The organism is Bradyrhizobium sp. USDA 4341, from assembly GCF_054063755.1.
This window is the reverse complement of sequence record NZ_JBSSGO010000002.1, coordinates 5,174,579-5,191,434: the sequence shown is the minus strand read 5'-3', so window position 1 is coordinate 5,191,434 and position 16,856 is coordinate 5,174,579. Positions and strand designations below refer to the sequence as shown.

Annotated in this window: 16 protein-coding genes; 6 read left to right on the top strand and 10 right to left on the bottom strand. The window is 66.1% G+C overall.

The genetic code is table 11. From position 1 onward, the window contains the following. Window positions 1-84: 84 nt before the first annotated feature. The 6 genes from ACVIGB_RS30625 to ACVIGB_RS30600 form a co-directional block, all read right to left on the bottom strand. Window positions 85-1,119 (bottom strand): alpha/beta fold hydrolase, encoded by a 1,035-nt coding sequence (locus ACVIGB_RS30625; RefSeq protein WP_456719850.1) that lies wholly within the window; start codon window positions 1,117-1,119, stop codon window positions 85-87. Window positions 1,120-1,190: 71 nt separating this feature from the next. Next, on the bottom strand, window positions 1,191-1,997 hold the full coding sequence (locus ACVIGB_RS30620) for a crotonase/enoyl-CoA hydratase family protein (protein ID WP_207834341.1): 807 nt from the start codon (window positions 1,995-1,997) through the stop codon (window positions 1,191-1,193). 47 nt (window positions 1,998-2,044) lie between these two features. Continuing rightward, window positions 2,045-3,085 carry a zinc-dependent alcohol dehydrogenase gene (locus ACVIGB_RS30615; protein ID WP_456719851.1) on the bottom strand — a complete coding sequence of 347 codons (1,041 nt, stop codon included), beginning with the start codon at window positions 3,083-3,085 and terminating at the stop codon, window positions 2,045-2,047. A gap of 297 nt (window positions 3,086-3,382) precedes the next feature. Continuing rightward, window positions 3,383-4,297, bottom strand: a complete 915-nt coding sequence (locus tag ACVIGB_RS30610; RefSeq protein ID WP_456719852.1) for a phosphoribosylaminoimidazolesuccinocarboxamide synthase — start codon at window positions 4,295-4,297, stop codon at window positions 3,383-3,385. Between the two features lie 99 nt (window positions 4,298-4,396). Then, window positions 4,397-5,314, bottom strand: coding sequence for a pirin family protein (locus tag ACVIGB_RS30605; protein WP_092120588.1), 918 nt, complete (start codon window positions 5,312-5,314; stop codon window positions 4,397-4,399). Between the two features lie 91 nt (window positions 5,315-5,405). Beyond that, window positions 5,406-5,918: an integrase core domain-containing protein gene (locus ACVIGB_RS30600; RefSeq protein ID WP_456719853.1), complete on the bottom strand. Its 513-nt coding sequence runs from the start codon at window positions 5,916-5,918 to the stop codon at window positions 5,406-5,408. On the opposite strand from ACVIGB_RS30600, the gene ACVIGB_RS30595 reads away from it, so the two are divergent. The 5 genes from ACVIGB_RS30595 (at window position 5,917) to ACVIGB_RS30575 (ending at window position 10,408) form a co-directional block, all read left to right on the top strand. Continuing rightward, entirely contained in the window at window positions 5,917-6,537 is a 621-nt protein-coding gene (locus tag ACVIGB_RS30595) for a hypothetical protein (protein WP_456749248.1), read from the top strand. The genes ACVIGB_RS30600 and ACVIGB_RS30595 overlap by 2 nt on opposite strands. 35 nt (window positions 6,538-6,572) lie before the next feature. Then, complete coding sequence (locus ACVIGB_RS30590) at window positions 6,573-7,148, top strand: GNAT family N-acetyltransferase (protein WP_456719855.1); 576 nt, start codon at window positions 6,573-6,575, stop codon at window positions 7,146-7,148. Window positions 7,149-7,201: 53 nt separating this feature from the next. Further along, a complete protein-coding gene (locus tag ACVIGB_RS30585) occupies window positions 7,202-8,260 on the top strand; it encodes a helix-turn-helix domain-containing protein (RefSeq protein ID WP_456719856.1) in 1,059 nt (352 codons plus the stop codon). Window positions 8,261-8,560: 300 nt separating this feature from the next. Next, complete coding sequence (locus tag ACVIGB_RS30580) at window positions 8,561-9,988, top strand: serine hydrolase domain-containing protein (protein WP_456719857.1); 1,428 nt, start codon at window positions 8,561-8,563, stop codon at window positions 9,986-9,988. A 129-nt stretch (window positions 9,989-10,117) separates the two neighbouring features. Then, on the top strand, window positions 10,118-10,408 hold the full coding sequence (locus ACVIGB_RS30575; RefSeq protein WP_456719858.1) for a DUF1330 domain-containing protein: 291 nt from the start codon (window positions 10,118-10,120) through the stop codon (window positions 10,406-10,408). Window positions 10,409-10,567: 159 nt separating this feature from the next. On the opposite strand, the gene ACVIGB_RS30570 is transcribed toward ACVIGB_RS30575, so the two are convergent. Then, the gene (locus ACVIGB_RS30570; RefSeq protein ID WP_456719859.1) at window positions 10,568-11,938 is read right to left on the bottom strand and encodes an MmgE/PrpD family protein; all 1,371 of its coding nucleotides are present in this window, start codon (window positions 11,936-11,938) and stop codon (window positions 10,568-10,570) included. Between the two features lie 147 nt (window positions 11,939-12,085). On the opposite strand from ACVIGB_RS30570, the gene ACVIGB_RS30565 reads away from it, so the two are divergent. Beyond that, window positions 12,086-13,225 carry an FUSC family protein gene (locus tag ACVIGB_RS30565; protein ID WP_342725310.1) on the top strand — a complete coding sequence of 380 codons (1,140 nt, stop codon included), beginning with the start codon at window positions 12,086-12,088 and terminating at the stop codon, window positions 13,223-13,225. Between the two features lie 7 nt (window positions 13,226-13,232). Here ACVIGB_RS30565 and ACVIGB_RS30560 read toward each other — a convergent pair whose 3' ends face one another. The 3 genes from ACVIGB_RS30560 to murA form a co-directional block, all read right to left on the bottom strand. Then, window positions 13,233-13,889 (bottom strand): DsbA family protein, encoded by a 657-nt coding sequence (locus ACVIGB_RS30560; RefSeq protein WP_456719860.1) that lies wholly within the window; start codon window positions 13,887-13,889, stop codon window positions 13,233-13,235. Between the two features lie 49 nt (window positions 13,890-13,938). After that, window positions 13,939-15,336 (bottom strand): MATE family efflux transporter, encoded by a 1,398-nt coding sequence (locus ACVIGB_RS30555; RefSeq protein WP_456719861.1) that lies wholly within the window; start codon window positions 15,334-15,336, stop codon window positions 13,939-13,941. A 150-nt stretch (window positions 15,337-15,486) separates the two neighbouring features. Beyond that, on the bottom strand, window positions 15,487-16,779 hold the full coding sequence (murA, locus tag ACVIGB_RS30550) for a UDP-N-acetylglucosamine 1-carboxyvinyltransferase (protein ID WP_456719862.1): 1,293 nt from the start codon (window positions 16,777-16,779) through the stop codon (window positions 15,487-15,489). Window positions 16,780-16,856: the final 77 nt, after the last annotated feature.

The following is a 16,856-nucleotide window of genomic DNA, read 5'->3' as shown; positions in this document are numbered from 1 at the left end:
AACGCGCGCAGTTTCGTCCCTCCCGGTTGCGGGGAGGGGCGGGTGCGGGTTCCCGGATCGGATGGATCGATGCGGTCCGATTGTCTAGCCGAGGCTGTCCATGAACGCGCGCAAGCGCGGCGCCCATTTGTGCGCGTCGCGGCCCGATGCGGAGTGGCCGTAGTCGCTGTCGAGCAGGAAATAATCGGCGTCGACGCCGGCGGCCTTCAGTGCCGGCATCACCTGCGGCGCAAGCTCCGGCGGAAACAGCTTGTCGGTCCGCGACAGGACATAGAGCAGCTTGGCCTTGATCCGTCCGAACTGCGCCGTGACGTCGAAGCCGCGCAGCGCCTTGGCCAGAGTCAGCAGCGAATTGGCGTCGAACCCCCTGGCCCATTCCGCCGCCTCGGCGCGGATCGCGGCCTCGATCGCTGCGGGATCGGTCAGCGTATCGCGCAGCCGCGTTTCGATGCCGTAGCTCTTCAGCGTCGCGGCGCGAATCTGGATCATGCTTTCGAGCACGCCGCCGTGATCGTAATAGTCGCCGCCGTTCCAGTTCGGATCCTGCGACAGCGCCGCCATCAGGCGCGCAACATTGCCCTCGGCGCGCTCGCGCGGCACCAGCGGCGCGGTGACGACAGCAGCGATGCCGCGCATGGCGTCGGGATAGTTCACCGCCCACTGCAGTGCCTGGAAACCGCCATAGGACGGACCGACGATCGCAACGAGCTTGTCGATGCCGAGTTCATCGAGCATCGCGCGCTGGGTGGCGACGATGTCGCTGACGGTGATGTCCGGGAAGCGCGGCCCGTAACGCCGGCCGGTCCGCGGGTCGATGCTCGCCGCATTGGTCGAGCCGTAGGACGAGCCCAGCATGTTCGGACAGATCGCGAAGTGGCTGTCGGTGTCGACAGCCTTGCCGGGGCCGACGATCTCGTTCCAGCTGCCTTCGCCGGTCGATCCGCCGGGATCGATCATCTGCGGCCCGCTGGTGTTGCCGTGGGTGACCAGCACGACATTGTCGCGGTTGGGCGACAGCGTGCCGACGGTGCGGTACGCGACGGTGACTTCGCCCAGCACGCTGCCGTTCTCCAGGCGGAAATCGGATGTCGTGAATGTCTTCAGCTCGGTTGCGGGCATCGTTTTGCTTTCGGAATGGCGCGACAGCTCAGCACGTCGGCAGCAGGAACGCAAAGGCTGGCGCTGTGGGACTACCCATTCCCGCCCTCGTTGCCGAATGCGCCGTGGCGGCCGATACCCGAGGCGAAGCGCGCCGCGCCGGATAGCGTCTCGCCTGACGCGATCACCTCGAGCCCGCCGCGCATCTCGTTCCGGATCGCCTCTTCCTCGTCGAGGTCCCATTGCCGCAGCGCCGACAGCCGGTCGGCGCGCATGCAGTTCTGCGGGAATTTCGCGATGTCCTTGGCGAGCGCGATGGCGAGCGTGCGTGTTTCGCCCTTCGGCACCAAGCGGTTTGCGAGCCCCATGCGGAGCGCCTCGGGCCCTGCGACCGGGCGGCCAGTGAGGATCAGATCGATCGCCTGCGAATGACCGATCAGCCGCGGCAGGCGAATGGTGCCGAGGTCGATCAGCGGCACGCCGAAGCGGCGGCAGAACACGCCGAAGGTCGCGTCCTCGGCGACGACGCGCATGTCGGCCCACAGCGCAAGCTCCATGCCGCCGGCGACCGCAAAGCCCTCGATCGCGGCGATCACCGGCTTCGAGAGCCGCAGCCGGCTCGGTCCCATCGGTGCGATCGTGTTGTGGCCGCCGACCTCGCGCTTCTTCTCGGGATCGCCGGCCGCCACCGCCTTCAGGTCGGCGCCGGCGCAAAAATATCCGCCGGTGCCGGTGAACACCGCAACCGATGCGCTTGCGTCGGCGTCGAAGGCCAGGAACGCGTCATACAGCTTGCGTGCGGTGGCGCCGTCGACGGCGTTGCGGTTGTGCGGACGGTTGATGGAGATGATGGTGACAGGACCATCGCGCTCGACGAGCACGGTATCGGCATCGGACATGGGGCGCTCCCTGGGTTTGTTAGTTGGAGCCAACCTAATGGTCCCGGTCAGGCAATGCCATCACGAACGAAGGCGACGCGGATGGTCGGGTCCCCGATCGCCTCATGCGCATCCTCGAAACGGACGCGGCGGGTGATCACATGCTCCGGGTGGTAATGTCCTGCCGTCACATGCGCGACGCAGTCGGGCAGTTCGGCGCGAACATTGACGCGGCTGACCTTCAACGTGATCCCGACCCCATACATATGCCGCAGCGGCACCGGCGTGGTCTCGGCGAAGTCGCCATACATGCGCTGGCAGATGCCATTCGGTTCCGTCGCGCGGAATGCCAGCAGCGTGCTGGCGTCGGTCGCGGCCGCATCGATCACGATCGGGAACAGGCCTGGCGGCTCCATCGACAGGCCGCTTGGGGCTTCGATGATGTCGGCACCGAGCGACTTCGCCTTGGCGAGGCGCGGCGCGTGGTCGTCGAGATAGACGACGCGGCCTGCACCGCGCGCCACCGCCGCCTGCACCGCGAACAGCGCGAGCGATTGCGCGAAGCCGCCTATCACGAGCACATCGGCGCCGGGCCGTTGCGCAAGCCAGTGCGCCACCGCGCTGAACCCGTCGGTCGCGCCATCGGCCAGTCCTGCGGTTTGCGACAGGGCGTGGCCGTTCGGCTGGCGAACCAGCATGTGATCGGCAAACGGCACGCGGATGAGGTCGGATAGGCCGCCGCCATACTCCACGCCGCAGACCGGCTTCAGCCCGTAGGAGGAGCGAAACGGCACCGCCGTGCAGGCATTGGTGTGGCCACGCCGGCAGCGGTCGCAAGTGCCGCAACTGATCTGGAACGGAACGATGACGAGATCGCCGGGCGCGAAATTCTTCACCGCGCCGCCGATCTCGACGATGCGGCCCGCGGTCTCATGTCCGAGCGCAAATGGGCCGGCGAGGCCCGATCGGCCGTGCACGATCGCAAGATCGAGATCGCAGCGCGTCACCGCGAGCGGCTGCACCAGCGCGTCGCGGTCATCCTGAAGCCTCGGCGGGGGAACGTCCCACCATTCAACCTTGTTGCCGCCGATATAAGTCAATTGCCGCATCGCGCACTCTCCGTTTAGGCGGAGAGTGCAGCGATGCGGATGATCGGACAAAAGGTTTGTCCTCAACAGGGATGAATGGGATTCACCTGGCCTAATGGGGTGATGCAGTCGGGTGATGCAGGCGTAGCGCGTTCTCACCCCGTCATCCTGAGGTGCGAGCGCAGCGAGCCTCGAAGGATGCACGGCCACAGCCGGGCCGTCGACCCTTCGAGGCTCGCTCCGCTCGCACCTCCAGCGACAACGGCAAAGCCGTTGCGCGGGGGTGACGGTGATAGAGCGAACGCGCCGACGATGCCGCTAGACCTTCAGCTCGGTCCCCGTCACGCGGTGATACGCTTCGAGGTACCGCTTGCTGGTCGCATCCACCACGCTCGCCGGCAGCGGCGGGGGCGGGGCGTCGCCGTTCCAGCGGCCGGCGTGGCGCTCGACGTCGAGATAGTCGCGCAGCGGCTGCTTGTCGAAGCTCGGCTGCGGCTGGCCGGGCTTGTAGGCATCGACCGCCCAGAACCGCGACGAATCCGGCGTCATCACCTCGTCGATCAGGATGATACGGCCGTCCTTGTCGCGGCCGAACTCGAACTTGGTGTCGGCGATGATGATGCCGCGGGCGCGGCTGGTCTGCTCGCCGTAAGCGTAGACGTCGCGCGCCATCTTCTCGAGCGTCGCGGCGACGTCGTCGCCCAGGATCTCGCGCACCCGCTTAACCGTGATGTTCTCGTCATGGCCGGCCTCGGCCTTGGTCGCCGGGCTGAAGATCGCGGGCTCGAGCTTCTGGCTTTCGACCAGGCCCGCCGCCAGCTTCTCGCCGGCGAGCGTGCCCTCGGCCGCGTATTCCTTCCAGGCCGAGCCGGAGATGTAACCGCGGATCACACATTCGATCGGGAACACAGTGGTGCGCTTGCACAGCATCGCGCGCCCGAGGATGTCGGCGTGATGGTCCTTGAGTTCAGGCACAGCGCGGATGATCTCGTCGGCATCGGCGCTGATCATGTGATGCGGCACGGTGCCTTCGAGCTGCCGGAACCACCAGGCGCTGATCTGGGTCAGCACCGCGCCCTTCATCGGAATGGTCTCCGCCATCACCACGTCGAATGCCGAGATCCGGTCGGTGGTGAGCAGTAGCACACGGTCGTCGCCGACGGCGTAGATATCGCGCACCTTGCCGCGGCCGATCCGGGGCAGGGGCAAATCGCTGGAGAGCATCGCGGTCATGGGCGGGGTCTTTCCGGGCTCGTTTCTCAAAGACGCGGTGTTCAAAGACGTGCGCCCGCACGAGGCGTGCGGGCGCCGAAGACTAACACAGGAAATAGCTCACTCCGGCAGCGGAATGAACTCGTGTTCGTGCGGAACCTGCACGAAACGCCCGGTTTTCCAGTCCTGTTTGGCCTGCTCGATCCGCTCCTTCGAGGACGAGACGAAATTCCACCAGATGTGGCGCGGCCCTTCCAGGGCATCGCCGCCCAAAAACATCATGCGGGTCGGCCGCAGCGTCTTCACGGTGATGCGGTCGCCGGGCCGGAAGATCAGGAGCCGTGGTCCCTCGTGGCGATCGCCCGCGATCTCGACCTCGCCGTCGACGAGATAGATCGCGCGCTCCTCGTGATCAGGGTCGAGCGGCACCGAGGTGCCGGCCTGCGCGGTCACCTCGGTGTAGAACCACGGCGACACCATGCTGACCGGCGAGCTGATGCCGAACGCCGAGCCGGCGATGACGCGCGCGGTGAAGTCGCGCTCCGAGATCATCGGCAGGTCGCCCGCGCCATAATGCTGGAACGACGGCGCGATCTCCTCCTTGCCGGCCGGCAGCGCGATCCAGCTTTGCAGACCGAGCATCTTCTGGCCGTCGCGGCGCTGCACGTCGGGGGTGCGCTCGGAATGCGCGATGCCGCGCCCCGCGGTCATCAGGTTCATCGCGCCGGGCTGGATCTCCTGGATGTTGCCCTCGCTGTCGCGGTGCATGATGCTGCCGTCGAACAGATAGGTGACGGTGGCGAGCCCGATATGCGGATGCGGCCGCACGTCCATGCCCTTGCCGGCGAGATATTGCACCGGACCGAAATGGTCGAAGAAGATGAAGGGCCCGACCATCTGGCGCTTGCCATGCGGCAGCGCACGGCGCACCGCGAAGCCGTCGCCGAGATCGCGGGTGCGCGGCACGATGATCAGATCCAGCGCGTCGCAGGTCTTGGGATCGCCGAGTTCGGGATCGGTCGAGGGCTGCCAGCTCATGGAAAGTCTCCTTCTCTTCTGTCGCGATCATACCCTCTATCCGTCGTCCCGGCCAAGCGGAGCGCGAGCCGGGACCCATAACCACAAATGCTTATGTTATGCACGCTGGGGCCCCAGCCCTGCGTACCAACCGATATCGCTGGTTATGGGTCCCTGCTTTCGTGTTTGGTCCCGTGTGATTGGCGAGGGCCTGCATTGGGGCCAGATAGCCGAGGCATTTGAGGCGAGTTCGGTTGTAGTCGTGGACGAACTTGGCGATGAAGGCGTCCCGATCGGCATGGTCGATGAAGGTGCGCCTTGCACTGCCGCGCTTTTGTTCGCGGCCAATGGCTTCGGCGATACGACGGTTGAAGCGTTCAACGAGACCGTTGGTCTGCGGGTGGTAGGGCTTGGTCAGGCGATGCTGGATGCCGCGCTGCTTGCAGAGCTGATCAAAGGGGTGGTCGCCGGACGGTTTCCCGACCGGCTTGTTCTTCTTGTCGACAGCAAAGCGGTCGGTGAACTCGGCGCCGTTGTCGGTCAGGATGGTGTGAACCTCGTGCGGGAAGTCGGCCAGGAAGCGTTTGAGGAGGCCGGTCGCGGTGGCTCCGTCCCGCCTGGACATGGATCTCGACAAAGACGTAGCGGGTGGCGCGGTCGATGGCGACGAAAGCATAGCTGGTGCGGCGTTGCAGAGCCGGCAGATACTTCACGTCGATATGGATAAAGCCGATGCTGGCGGTCTCGAAGATACCGGGCTTGGGCTTGTCAGGCTTGGCAAGCCGGCTGATGCCATTGCGCTGCAGGCAGCGGTGAATGGCGCTGCGGGACAGCTTGGCATTGATGCATCGCTGCATCACCTCGACGAGGTCGTCCAGCGGCAACTGCAGCGACGTCCGCAACTCGCAAACCGCTCGCTCTTCGACGGCCGACAGGCTGGTAGTGAGGTTGTTCGGCCGGTGCGAACGGTCTCCAACCGTGGTGCGGCCGCGCCAGCGGTAGATCGTGGTCTCGCTGACCCCCAGTTCAGCCGCCAACTGGGCAACCGACTTCTTGCTGCGCTGGATGTAGGCACGCGTCTTTGGTGTCGTGGTGGCGTTCGCGTGCAGGTTCAGTTCCATGACACGAGGTGCTCCCTGACAAAGGCCACGCCTCGTTCTACACCGATTCCATCCAACCAATCAGCAGGGACCAAACACTTTCGCAGGGACGACGAAAATGATTGTGGCTTGAGTGGCGCCTGATGGCGGCAGTAAAGTCTTGGAAACTGAGGACAGCGATGGTTTCTCTGATCAAGCCGGGCGTAAAGCTGTTGCAGGTCGATGGGCCCGTGATCGAGACGTCGCGTCTCATCCTGCGGCCGTGGCGCGCGTCCGACATCGCGGACAACACGAAGATGCTGTCCGATCCCGAGACGGCGCGCTTGATCACGCTGGATCATCAGCCGGTCACCTCGGAGCTGAAGGGCTGGCGCAATGCGGCGGTCATCTCGGGCCATTGGGCGCTGCACGGCTTCGGCATGTTCGCGGTCGAGGAGAAGTCTTCCAGCCGCTACATCGGCCGCGTCGGGCCATATTATCCGCCGGAATGGCCGGGCTTCGAAGTCGGCTGGGGCATCGCCAAGGAGTATCGCGGCAAGGGCTATGCGGTGGAGGCCGCGCGCGCCGCGATCGACTTTGTGTTCGCGAACTTCACCGTCGACCGCATCATCCATTGCATCGATCCCGCCAACGTCGCCTCGCAGGCCGTGGCGCGGCGGTTGGGTGCTGTCAATGAGGGCCCGGGCAAGCTCGAGGGCGATGTCGTCGATATCTGGGTCACGCAGCGCAGCCGCTGGCCGTGCGATGGTTCTTGAAAAATCCCGCCTGACGGACGATTCTCTGCTGACCTTGGAGATCGCATCGACCGATGACCTTTGCCGCAACCGAACTGTGCTTGCGCGCCGCCACCGTGACGCTGCTGCTGGTGCTTGCGGCCTCGATGTTCGCAGATTTCCGCAAGGTGCTGGCCGGGCGGCTCGCGATCGCCTTCGCGCTCGGCTCGGCCGCGCATGCGGTGACCGCGTCGATGGGTGCCGGGCCGCCGGTCTCGGACTGGCATGCGCCACTGATCGCGCTCTCGACCGGCGATATCGTGGTGTTCTGGCTGTTCACGCGCGCGCTGTTCGATGACGCGTTTCAGCTGCGCTGGTGGCACGGCCTGATCTGGGCTGCGGTCGTGGCCTACAGCTTCGTCAATTGCATGTGGATCGCACCCGCCGGTCACGCGCGGATCGCGATCATCATGGTCAATTCGCTCACGCTCGTCTTCGTTGCGCTCGCGGTGGCGCAAACCATCGGATCGTGGTCGGCAGATCTGGTCGAGCGCCGCCGCCGTGTCCGCGTCTTCATCGTCGCCGCATCTGCGCTGTACGGTGGCATGAACGCGCTGCTTCAGATCGCCTATGCCGGCAGCCGCGTGACCGTGGAAGGGGCCAATTTGCTGAACGCGGCCGTGCTCACCGCCATCGCGGCCGCAATCACCTGGGCGATGATGCGCGTCGACGGTGCCGACCTGTTCACGGTGCCGGCGGAGGCCGTCGTCCTGACGAAGCCGGCTGCGGTCGAGGAGGCGGCGGACCAGAGACTGGTCGATGCCCTGATGCGGCTGATGGCGGACGACCGGGTCTATCGCCACGACAACGTCACGATCGGCACGCTGGCAACCCGGCTGAAGATCCCCGAATATCGTCTCCGGCGGCTGATCAACCAGCGGCTCGGCTACCGCAATTTCAACGTCTTCCTCAACAACCACCGGATCGAGGAGGCCAAGGCCGCGCTCGCCGATCCGACCCAGGCCGCAGTTCCCGTCATCACCATCGCGATGGACGCCGGCTTCCAGTCGCTCGGCCCCTTCAACCGCGCCTTCAAGGCGACGACGGGTGTGACGCCGACGGAATACCGGAAACTGAAGGCCAGCGCGGTGTGACGCTTCCTCTCCCGCTTGCCGGGGAGGGCCGGGGTAGGGGTGTCTCCGCGAAGTACGCGCTGTCATTCTGGGGAGATAGCCCCCACCCGGATCGCGTCGTTCGATGCGATCGGACCTCCCCCGCAAGCGGGAGAGGTGACACGAGCCCGCGGTTGGACTCTTTGTAATCACTGCAATATTCCAAAATCGGCGAGTCGCGCCGAGTCCTCGGCCAGCCCGATTCCAAATCCGGCGAGCGCTTCCGCGTCCGCTCCGGCCTGATCCCGGCCACGCGCCCCATGCGCCATGCCGGAGGATCCCGTGACCCGTCGAAAGCTCGCCTTCATTCTCATTGCCACCGCCGCCTGCGGTGCGCTGGTGCTGTCTGCCGCCCGGGCCCGCGACGTGCCCAAGGTCGCGACCGGCTTTGTCGCCAACGTCGTCTGCTCGGAGACCTTCGTCAGCGGTCTCGACCCCCGGCGAAACCTGGCCGAGACCACGGACGCGATGCCGGGGGCCGGCCTGATCACGTGGGCGATGGACACCGAGGTCGACCTTGATCGCAAGGACGTCACCGTGACGCTGTTCGGGCTTGGCCGCAGCCATGCGGTCTATCGCGAGGGCATGGGCTGCACGCTCGATCATGGCGAGACGCTGGCCGATACCGCGCTTCCGCCTTCGAGGCCGCAAGCCGCATCGCTGCCCGAGATCGCAGGTCCTGCACTCGTCGCGGCGCAAAGCCCTCAGCTTGGGGCCGCGCTCGACCGCGCCTTTGCCGAGCCGGCGGAGCCGCCGTTTCGGCGTACCCGCGCTGTCGTCGTGATGAAGGACGGTCGCATCGTCGCCGAGCGCTACGCCGACGGCATCGGCATCGAGACGCCGCTACTCGGCTTCTCCATGAGCAAGTCGGCGATCTCGGCCCTGATCGGAATCCTCGTCCGCGAGGGCAGGCTGACGCGCGACCCGCCGGTCCCGATCGCTGCCTGGCGGAATCCCGACGATCCGCGCCACGCGATCACGGTCGACGAGCTGCTGCGCCACACCGCAGGGCTTGCGCTCGGCAGCTCGCTGCAGGCGTCGCTGGCGTCCGTGCTCGAGCCGGTCAACCGCATGAAGTTCATGGAATCGGATATGGCCGCCTTCGCCGAGAGCTCTTCGCTGGAGAGCGCGCCCGGCCGGGTCTGGAATTATCATGATGGCAACTACCTGATCCTCTCGCATCTGATCCGCAACGCCGCCGGCGGGCACGCGGCGGACGTCATCCGCTTCGCGCGTGAAAAGCTCTTCGGTCCGCTCGGCATGCGCAATGTCGTGATGCAGTTCGATGCTGCGGGCACGCCGGAAGGATCGGGCGCGATGATGGCGAGCGCACGCGACTGGGCGCGTCTCGGCCAGCTCTACCTCAATGACGGGATGGCCGGCGACAAGCGCATCCTGCCGGAGGGCTGGGCGGCCTATTCGGCTTCGGCCACGCCGAATGCCTGGGTCGGCTACGGCGCGGGCTTCTGGACCAATCTCGGCAACAGCTTCGGCGCCAGCTATCGCATCGCGCATGGCTGGCCGCGCGATGCGTATTTCGCCAAAGGCACGATCGGGCAGTATGCGATCATCGTGCCGTCACAGCGGCTCGTGATCGTCCGCCTCGGCCGCTCGCCGAACATGCCGCCCGAGGCGGACGGCGTGTTCGATCTGGTTCGCGATGTGGTGACGGCCACTTCCACAAGCGCGCGGCTCGCGGGCGGCAATTGATGGATACTTCACAGAACACCCGCGCGATCGTGAATTGAATCGCGGTCTCCGGAATTTTCTGATGCCGTGGCGCATCTCGCAGGAGATGCGCCACAGTTCTTTAAGATTACCTCAGCCGGAGAGACCATCATGCCGAAAGCCTACTGGATCGTGCACGTCACGGTGCACGATGAAGCCCGTTATCCCGAGTACCTCACCGCCGCGATGCCGGTATTCGCCAGATACGGCGCCCATTTCATCGTGCGCAACGGCCCGTATGAGGTGATGGAAGGCGCGACGCGCCAGCGCAATTTCGTCATCGAGTTCAAGGATCGCGCCACCGCGATGGAATGCTACACCTGTCCCGACTATCAAGCCGCGAAAGCAATCCGGCAGAAATACTCGGACGGGGATTTCGTGATCATTGATGGAGCCGAGTAGGTTCTCCGTCATTCCGGGGCGCGCCTCTTGGCGTGAGCGCGGAATCCATTTCGCCACACGTGACTCTCACAACGCAACCCTGTGGTTATGGGTCCCTGCTTTCGCAGGGACGACAGCTATGGGCGTGGCGCGCAGCTTACGCAGTCACGATGGATACGCTTACTGCCGTCCCAGCTGCGTCGCCTTCTCCACGCGGTCGAACCGCTCCAGCGTCAGGATCGCGTCCGCGAGCTGGTCGGCGCGCTTGTCGAGCACCGGGCGGGCCAGCGTCAAGAACTTCTGCTGCATCGCCTGTGCATCGGGGAACGAGGTCGGCTCGCCGGAGGGATCGGCATAGAGGCGCTCATGGGTGCCGTCATCGGTGGTGATCGAGACGCGGGCGCCGAACGGATGGGTGCGGCCGACCTCGAGGCGGTCGTCCTGCACCACGTCGAACTTGTCGGCGAGCGCGTCGATCGCCGCATCGCCGAGCCGGTCGTAATCGTCCCAGCCGAAATGGCCCTGGTCGAGCGCGATCGCGCCGGTGAAGAACATCGAGAACTGGCCGCCGACCACCGAGGTCGGGTGACGCTTGGTGGCGGCGTCGCCGGTCAGCGTGATGCCGTTGCGGTGCAGGCCGATCTCGACCTTCCTGATCTGGTCCGGCGTCAGATTGTGCTCGCGCCGCATCGCGATCAGCGCGTCGATCGCGGCATGGGTGTAGCGGCAGCTCGGATACGGCTTCACGCCGATCTTCAAGGTCTCATAGGTGCTGCCGAGGCCGGCCACCGCCTTGTCCGGATGCGCGTCATCGGTATAGCCGACCAGCAGGCCATGCTTGCCCTCGACCGATTCGCTCGAACCGATGAAGTCGTTGCGCGCCAAGGTCGCTGCGATCACGCCGTTCATCGCGGCGGCGCCGACCTGGTAGCGCTTGTTCCAGGCGCCGTTGACCAGGAATTGCAGCGAGCCCGCGGCCTGGCTGCCGGAGACGCCGAACGCGGAGACGATCTGTTGCTTCGACAGCCCGAACAGTTTTGCCGCCGCCGCGGCGGCGCCATAGGTGCCGGCGGTCGCGGTCGGGTGGAAGCCCTTGGCATAATGCGAGGTCGGGTCGAGCGCGTTGCCGAGCCGGCAGCACACCTCATAGCCGGCGACGATCGCGGTCAGCACGTCGCGGCCGGACGCGCCGACCATCTCGCCGATCGCGAACGCGGCAGGCACCACGGGTGCGCTCGGATGCAGCGAGGAATCGGCGTGGGTGTCGTCGAAGTCGAGCGAATGGCCGAGCGCGCCGTTGAGCAGCGCCGCCACCGCCGGCGTCCAGGTCTTGGTGTCGCCGAACACCGTGGCCTCGCCCTTGCCGTCCAGCGCCAGTGCCTCCAGCATCTTCATCAGCGACGGGGTCGATTCCGCATCGCGGCGGGCGCGGATGGTGCTGCCCAGGAAATCCAGCGTCAAAACCTTCGCGCGCTCCAGCACTTCCGGCGGGATATCGGAGTATTTCAGGTCGGCGACATAGGCGGCGAGCGTTGCGGTTTCGTGGGCCATCGTGTTTCCTCAACTTTGCGGCGCAGGGTAGGCGGGCAGGTTTGGCCTTTCAAGCCACCTTGCTGCCGCGGGCAGCAGCCATGCTTCAGGTCGCTGGACTTCAAGTCATGTAACACGGGCCTTTCCATTGATTGCGGATCAGGGTGCATGAGGACCTTCGCAAAACGCATGTTCGACCAGCTCTGGACCCGCAGGACGCAGTTGGCGCTGGCGGTCCGGATCGCGTCCGCCGGCGTGGCCGCCTATACCATCGCGCTGGCGTTGCACCTCATGCTGCCGCTATGGGCGGTGCTGACCTCGCTGATCGTGACCCAGATGAGCGTCGGCCGCTCGCTGAAGGCGACCCGCGACTACATGCTCGGCACCATCGGCGGCGCCATCTATGGCGGCGCGATCGCGGTGCTGATCCCGCATTCCGGCGAGGGCAGCCTGCTGGCGCTGCTGGTCTTGGCGATCGTGCCGCTGGCGTTCATCGCCGCGCTCAATCCCAGCCTGAACTCGGCGACGGTGACGGCCGTGATCGTGCTGCTGCTGCCGACGATGCATCACTCCAATCCGCTGGACTCCGCGATCGACCGCGTGCTCGAGGTCACGGTCGGTGCGCTGACTGGCCTTGTGATCTCGTTCCTGGTGCTGCCGTCGCGCGCGGTCAGCCAGATCAGGGTCAATGCGTCGAAACTGCTGGAACTGCTCTCGGCGGCGTTCGCCGAATTGCTCGCCGGTCTGACGCGCGGGCTCGACAACGACGCACTGCACCGGATCCAGGATGGCATCGGCACCGCGGTGACCAATTTGCACGCGACCGGCCTCGAGGCGGAGCGTGAACGCACCATGCATCTGTCGTCCGGGCCGGACACCGGTCCGCTGTTGCGGACGATCCAGCGGCTGCGGCACGACGTCGTGATGATCGGGCGCGCCTGCGTGGTGCCGCTGCCGGCCGATATTCAGGCCAGGCTGGCGCGGCCGTTGGCCGACGTCAGCAATGCCATCGTGACTTACATGGTGGCGGTCGCGACCGCCCTGCGCGCCGGCAGCGGCCCGGCCGACATGGCGCCGGTCGATGCCGCGCTGCATGCCTACAGCGAGGAGGTGGCCGCGGTGCGCAGCGAGGGCCTGACCCGCGGCCTTCCGGTCGATGCCATGGAGCGGTTCTTCGCGCTTGGATTTTCGCTCGACCAGATGCGGCAGAATCTGAGCGACCTCAAGCGCTGCCACGGCAATTGGTGCACGAACGAGGATGCTTCCGAGAAGATCGTTGCCGAAACATCGGAGAAGAGCGCGGCATGACCTTTGGCTATGCCATGCGGCGCGTCAGGCCCTTGCCCTCCATGCGCCAGATCAGGAGGTCGATGCGGTCCTGACCGAAGAACGGTTCGTTGGCGAATACGAAGGTCGGCACGCCCCAATGGCCGGAGGCCGCGTGCGCATCCTCGTTGCCCTTGATGACTGCTTCATAGCGATCGGGATCGGCGGCGATCGCCGCATCCATCACAGCGAGGTCGAAGCCGGCGGCATCTGCCGCTCGTGCCAGATGATCGCCCTCGTTCCAGCCCTTCACTGAGCCGTCCCACAGCACGCGGCTGATCGCGGAGGTAAAGGCAAGCGACCGCCCCTCGAGCTGCGCGGCAGCGCCGAGCCGGGTCAGCCGGTGGATGTAGGGCTGATGCGTGGCGACGTCGAGCGTCGTCATGTCCTGCACGATCGGGTCCGGACGCGGAAAGCGGAACGGGATGTTCTCGTGCTTGGCGACACGGCTGGAATCGAGCACGACATAGCGGGCGAATTGCGGATTGGTCTTCTTGAAGAAGCCGGGCACCCGCACCGCGAGCGGATAGACCGGCCGCAAATTCACCGCGACATCGTAGTCTGCGACCATCTTCAGCGTCTTCGGCAGCGCCAGATAGCTGTACGGACTGCGGAACGAGAAGAACAGATCGACCGACAAGGTCATGCGCCAGCCTCCGTTCGGTGTGACCTCGTCGACCTTCGTGCGGCAACCTTCATCCTACCAGTCTGCGTGCCAGCAGGCGGAAACGCAAGATCAGGAGGGTGGCATAGACCGCAGTGCCGAGCGACAGCCCGATCCAGACGCCGGGGGCGTTGAGCCCGACCCAGAAGGCGAGCGCGGAGGCCGACGCGAAGCCGATCAGCCAATAGCTGATGACGGCGAACAGCAGCGGCACCTGGGTGTCGTTCATGCCGCGCAGCGCGCCCGCGGTGGTGGTCTGCACGCCATCGGCGATGAAGAAGGTCGCGCCGATCAAGAGCAGCATCGCGGTGAGCTGCGCGGTGGCGTCGGAGGCCTCGCCGAGGAACAGCGCCGCGATCTCGAAGCGCGCCAGGATCACCGCGAGCGTCATGACGCTCATGAACACGCCGGCGAGCGCGACTGCGACAAAGCCGGCACGCTGCACCGCGTCGGTGTCCCGGCGGCCGACGGCCTGGCCGACCCGCACGGTGGCGGCCATGCTGACGCCGAACGGCACCATGAACAGGATCGCCGCGATCTGCAGCGCGATCTGGTGCGCCGCCAGCGCCGTGGTGCTGATCAGCCCCATCAGCAGGCCGGCCGCGCCGAACAGGCCGTATTCCAGGAGGAAGGCGATCGCGATCGGCGCGCCGACGGCGACAAGCTTGCCCATCAACGGCCAGTCGATGCGCCAGACGCGGCTGAACACATGGTACTTGCGGAACGGGCGGCGCCGCGCCGCGAACCACGCGCCGGCGAGGAAGGTGCTGAGATTGACGATCGTGGTCGCAAGTCCGGCGCCGAACATGCCGAGTTCGGGCATGCCCCATTTGCCGTAGAGCAACAGGTAGACCATCAGCGCATTGGCCGGGATCGCCGCAAGCGTGATCCACAGCACCGGCTCTGGCCGGTTCACGGCGCTCATGAAGCCGCGGATCGCGATGAACCACAGCGCCGGCAGGATGCCCCAGGCAAGCCCGAACAGATATTGCTGCGCCAGATGCGCGGTGGCCTGGGTCTGGCCGAGCGCGAGCAGGATGCGCTCGCCATGGAACGGCAGCGCCATCAGCGGCAGCACCATGAAGAAGGCGGCCCACAGGCCGACGCGGAACGCGCGCCGCATCACGCGCGGGTTGCGGGCGCCGAACGCCTGCGCGGCCAGCGGCGAGACCGCCGACATCATGCCCATGCCGATGGTGAAGCTGACGAAATACACGGTATGCGCCAGCGCCGCCGCGGCGACGTTCTCGCTGCCGAGCCGGCCGATGAAGGCGAGATCGGTCGTCATCATCGCGATCTGCCCGAGCTGCGTCAGCGCAAGCGGCACCGCGAGCTTCAGCGTTTCGGCGAGCTCGGCCGTGAGCAGCTTGCGAGAGGGGACGACGGCCGCGCGCGACGCGGCCGGGTCGATCTTGTCGATGCAGGTCATGACGGCCCGCTTAGCACGGGAAACCGGCCGGAAGGATGGCCAAACTGCCCAAACGCGACGATCTCACGCAGAGATCATCGTGTCCCAACTTGTCGTTTGAGCATGATCCGACCGGGAGGCCGCTTCACACCTTTCCGGATCAAGCCGGGATCACGATCGCGCGGGTATCCGCTTGATCTTGGCGCCGAGCGCGTTGAGCCGCTCGTCGATCCGCTCATAGCCGCGCTCGATCTGGTCGGCATTGTTGATGGTGGAGGTGCCGTTGGCGCACACCGCGGCCAGTAGCATCGCCATACCGGCGCGGATGTCGGGCGAGTTCATCGGCGCGCCGCGCAGCCGGCTCGGACCGGCCACGATCGCACGGTGCGGATCGCACAGCACGATGCGGCCACCCATCGCGATCAGATTGTCGACGAAGAACATGCGCGATTCGAACATCTTCTCGTGCATCAGGATGACGCCGTCGCACTGCGTCGCGGTGACGATCGCGATCGACATCAGGTCCGCCGGGAAGGCGGGCCAGGGCTGGTCCTCGAGCTTCGGCACGTGGCCGCCGAAATCATCCTGAATCTTCATGGTCTGGTTCGACGGCACGACGAGGTCGTCGCCCTCGACGCCGCAGACGATGCCGAGCCGTTCAAAGCCCATCCGGATCGAGCGCAGATGCTCGACGCCGGCGCGCGCGATGCGCAGCGGCGAGCGGGTCACCGCGGCAAGCCCGATCAGCGATCCGACCTCGATATGGTCGGGCTGGATCGCGTAGCTCGTGCCGCCGAGCGGCGCCTGGCCGTGCACGGTGACGGTGTTGGTACCGATACCTTCGATCTTCGCGCCAAGCGCGACCAGGAAATTGGCGAGATCCTGCACATGCGGCTCGGAGGCCGCGTTGCGCAGATAGGTGGTGCCGCGGGCGGCGACGGCGGCGACCAGTGCGTTCTCCGTCGCGGTGACGCTGGGCTCGTCGAGGAACACATCGGCGCCCTTCAGGCGCGCGGCGCGGAATTCCAGCCGGTGCGTCGCGGTGACCGTGGCGCCGAGCTGCTCGAAGGCCAAAAAGTGCGTGTCGAGGCGGCGGCGGCCGATCACGTCGCCGCCGGGCGGCGGCAACGCGACCTCGCCGCAGCGGGCGAGCAGCGGACCTGCCAGCAGGATCGAGGCGCGGATCCGCGCGCACAGAGCCGGATCGAGATCGGCGGCGCGGATCTCCTTGGCATGGATCTGCAGCGTGTTGCGCTCGGTCCATTCGGCGCTGGCGCCGACCGAGCGGCATAGCTCGACCAGCGTTTCGGTGTCGCGAATGCGCGGCACGTTGGTCAGCGTGACCGGATGCTCGGTGAGCAGGGCAGCTGCGATGATCGGCAGCGCGGAGTTCTTGTTGCCCGACGGCTCGATGGTGCCCGAAAGGCGGCGGCCGCCTTCGACGATGTATTGGATCGGCGGCACGCGGAATGTCCCCTAACGCATCATCCAGACTTGGATTCGAATTGGGCCACGCGAAATTCCGTAACGGAATCAATGGC

Excerpts from the sequence above, each read along its gene's own strand:
- ACVIGB_RS30625 (WP_456719850.1), bottom strand. The coding sequence starts at position 1,119 with ATGCCCGCAACCGAGCTGAAGACATTCACGACATCCGATTTCCGCCTG.
- ACVIGB_RS30620 (WP_207834341.1), bottom strand. The coding sequence starts at position 1,997 with ATGTCCGATGCCGATACCGTGCTCGTCGAGCGCGATGGTCCTGTCACC.
- ACVIGB_RS30615 (WP_456719851.1), bottom strand. The coding sequence starts at position 3,085 with ATGCGGCAATTGACTTATATCGGCGGCAACAAGGTTGAATGGTGGGAC.
- ACVIGB_RS30610 (WP_456719852.1), bottom strand. The coding sequence starts at position 4,297 with ATGACCGCGATGCTCTCCAGCGATTTGCCCCTGCCCCGGATCGGCCGC.
- ACVIGB_RS30605 (WP_092120588.1), bottom strand. The coding sequence starts at position 5,314 with ATGAGCTGGCAGCCCTCGACCGATCCCGAACTCGGCGATCCCAAGACC.
- ACVIGB_RS30595 (WP_456749248.1), top strand. The coding sequence starts at position 5,917 with ATGGATCTCGACAAAGACGTAGCGGGTGGCGCGGTCGATGGCGACGAA.
- ACVIGB_RS30600 (WP_456719853.1), bottom strand. The coding sequence starts at position 5,918 with ATGTCCAGGCGGGACGGAGCCACCGCGACCGGCCTCCTCAAACGCTTC.
- ACVIGB_RS30590 (WP_456719855.1), top strand. The coding sequence starts at position 6,573 with ATGGTTTCTCTGATCAAGCCGGGCGTAAAGCTGTTGCAGGTCGATGGG.
- ACVIGB_RS30585 (WP_456719856.1), top strand. The coding sequence starts at position 7,202 with ATGACCTTTGCCGCAACCGAACTGTGCTTGCGCGCCGCCACCGTGACG.
- ACVIGB_RS30575 (WP_456719858.1), top strand. The coding sequence starts at position 10,118 with ATGCCGAAAGCCTACTGGATCGTGCACGTCACGGTGCACGATGAAGCC.
- ACVIGB_RS30570 (WP_456719859.1), bottom strand. The coding sequence starts at position 11,938 with ATGGCCCACGAAACCGCAACGCTCGCCGCCTATGTCGCCGACCTGAAA.
- ACVIGB_RS30565 (WP_342725310.1), top strand. The coding sequence starts at position 12,086 with ATGAGGACCTTCGCAAAACGCATGTTCGACCAGCTCTGGACCCGCAGG.
- ACVIGB_RS30560 (WP_456719860.1), bottom strand. The coding sequence starts at position 13,889 with ATGACCTTGTCGGTCGATCTGTTCTTCTCGTTCCGCAGTCCGTACAGC.
- ACVIGB_RS30555 (WP_456719861.1), bottom strand. The coding sequence starts at position 15,336 with ATGACCTGCATCGACAAGATCGACCCGGCCGCGTCGCGCGCGGCCGTC.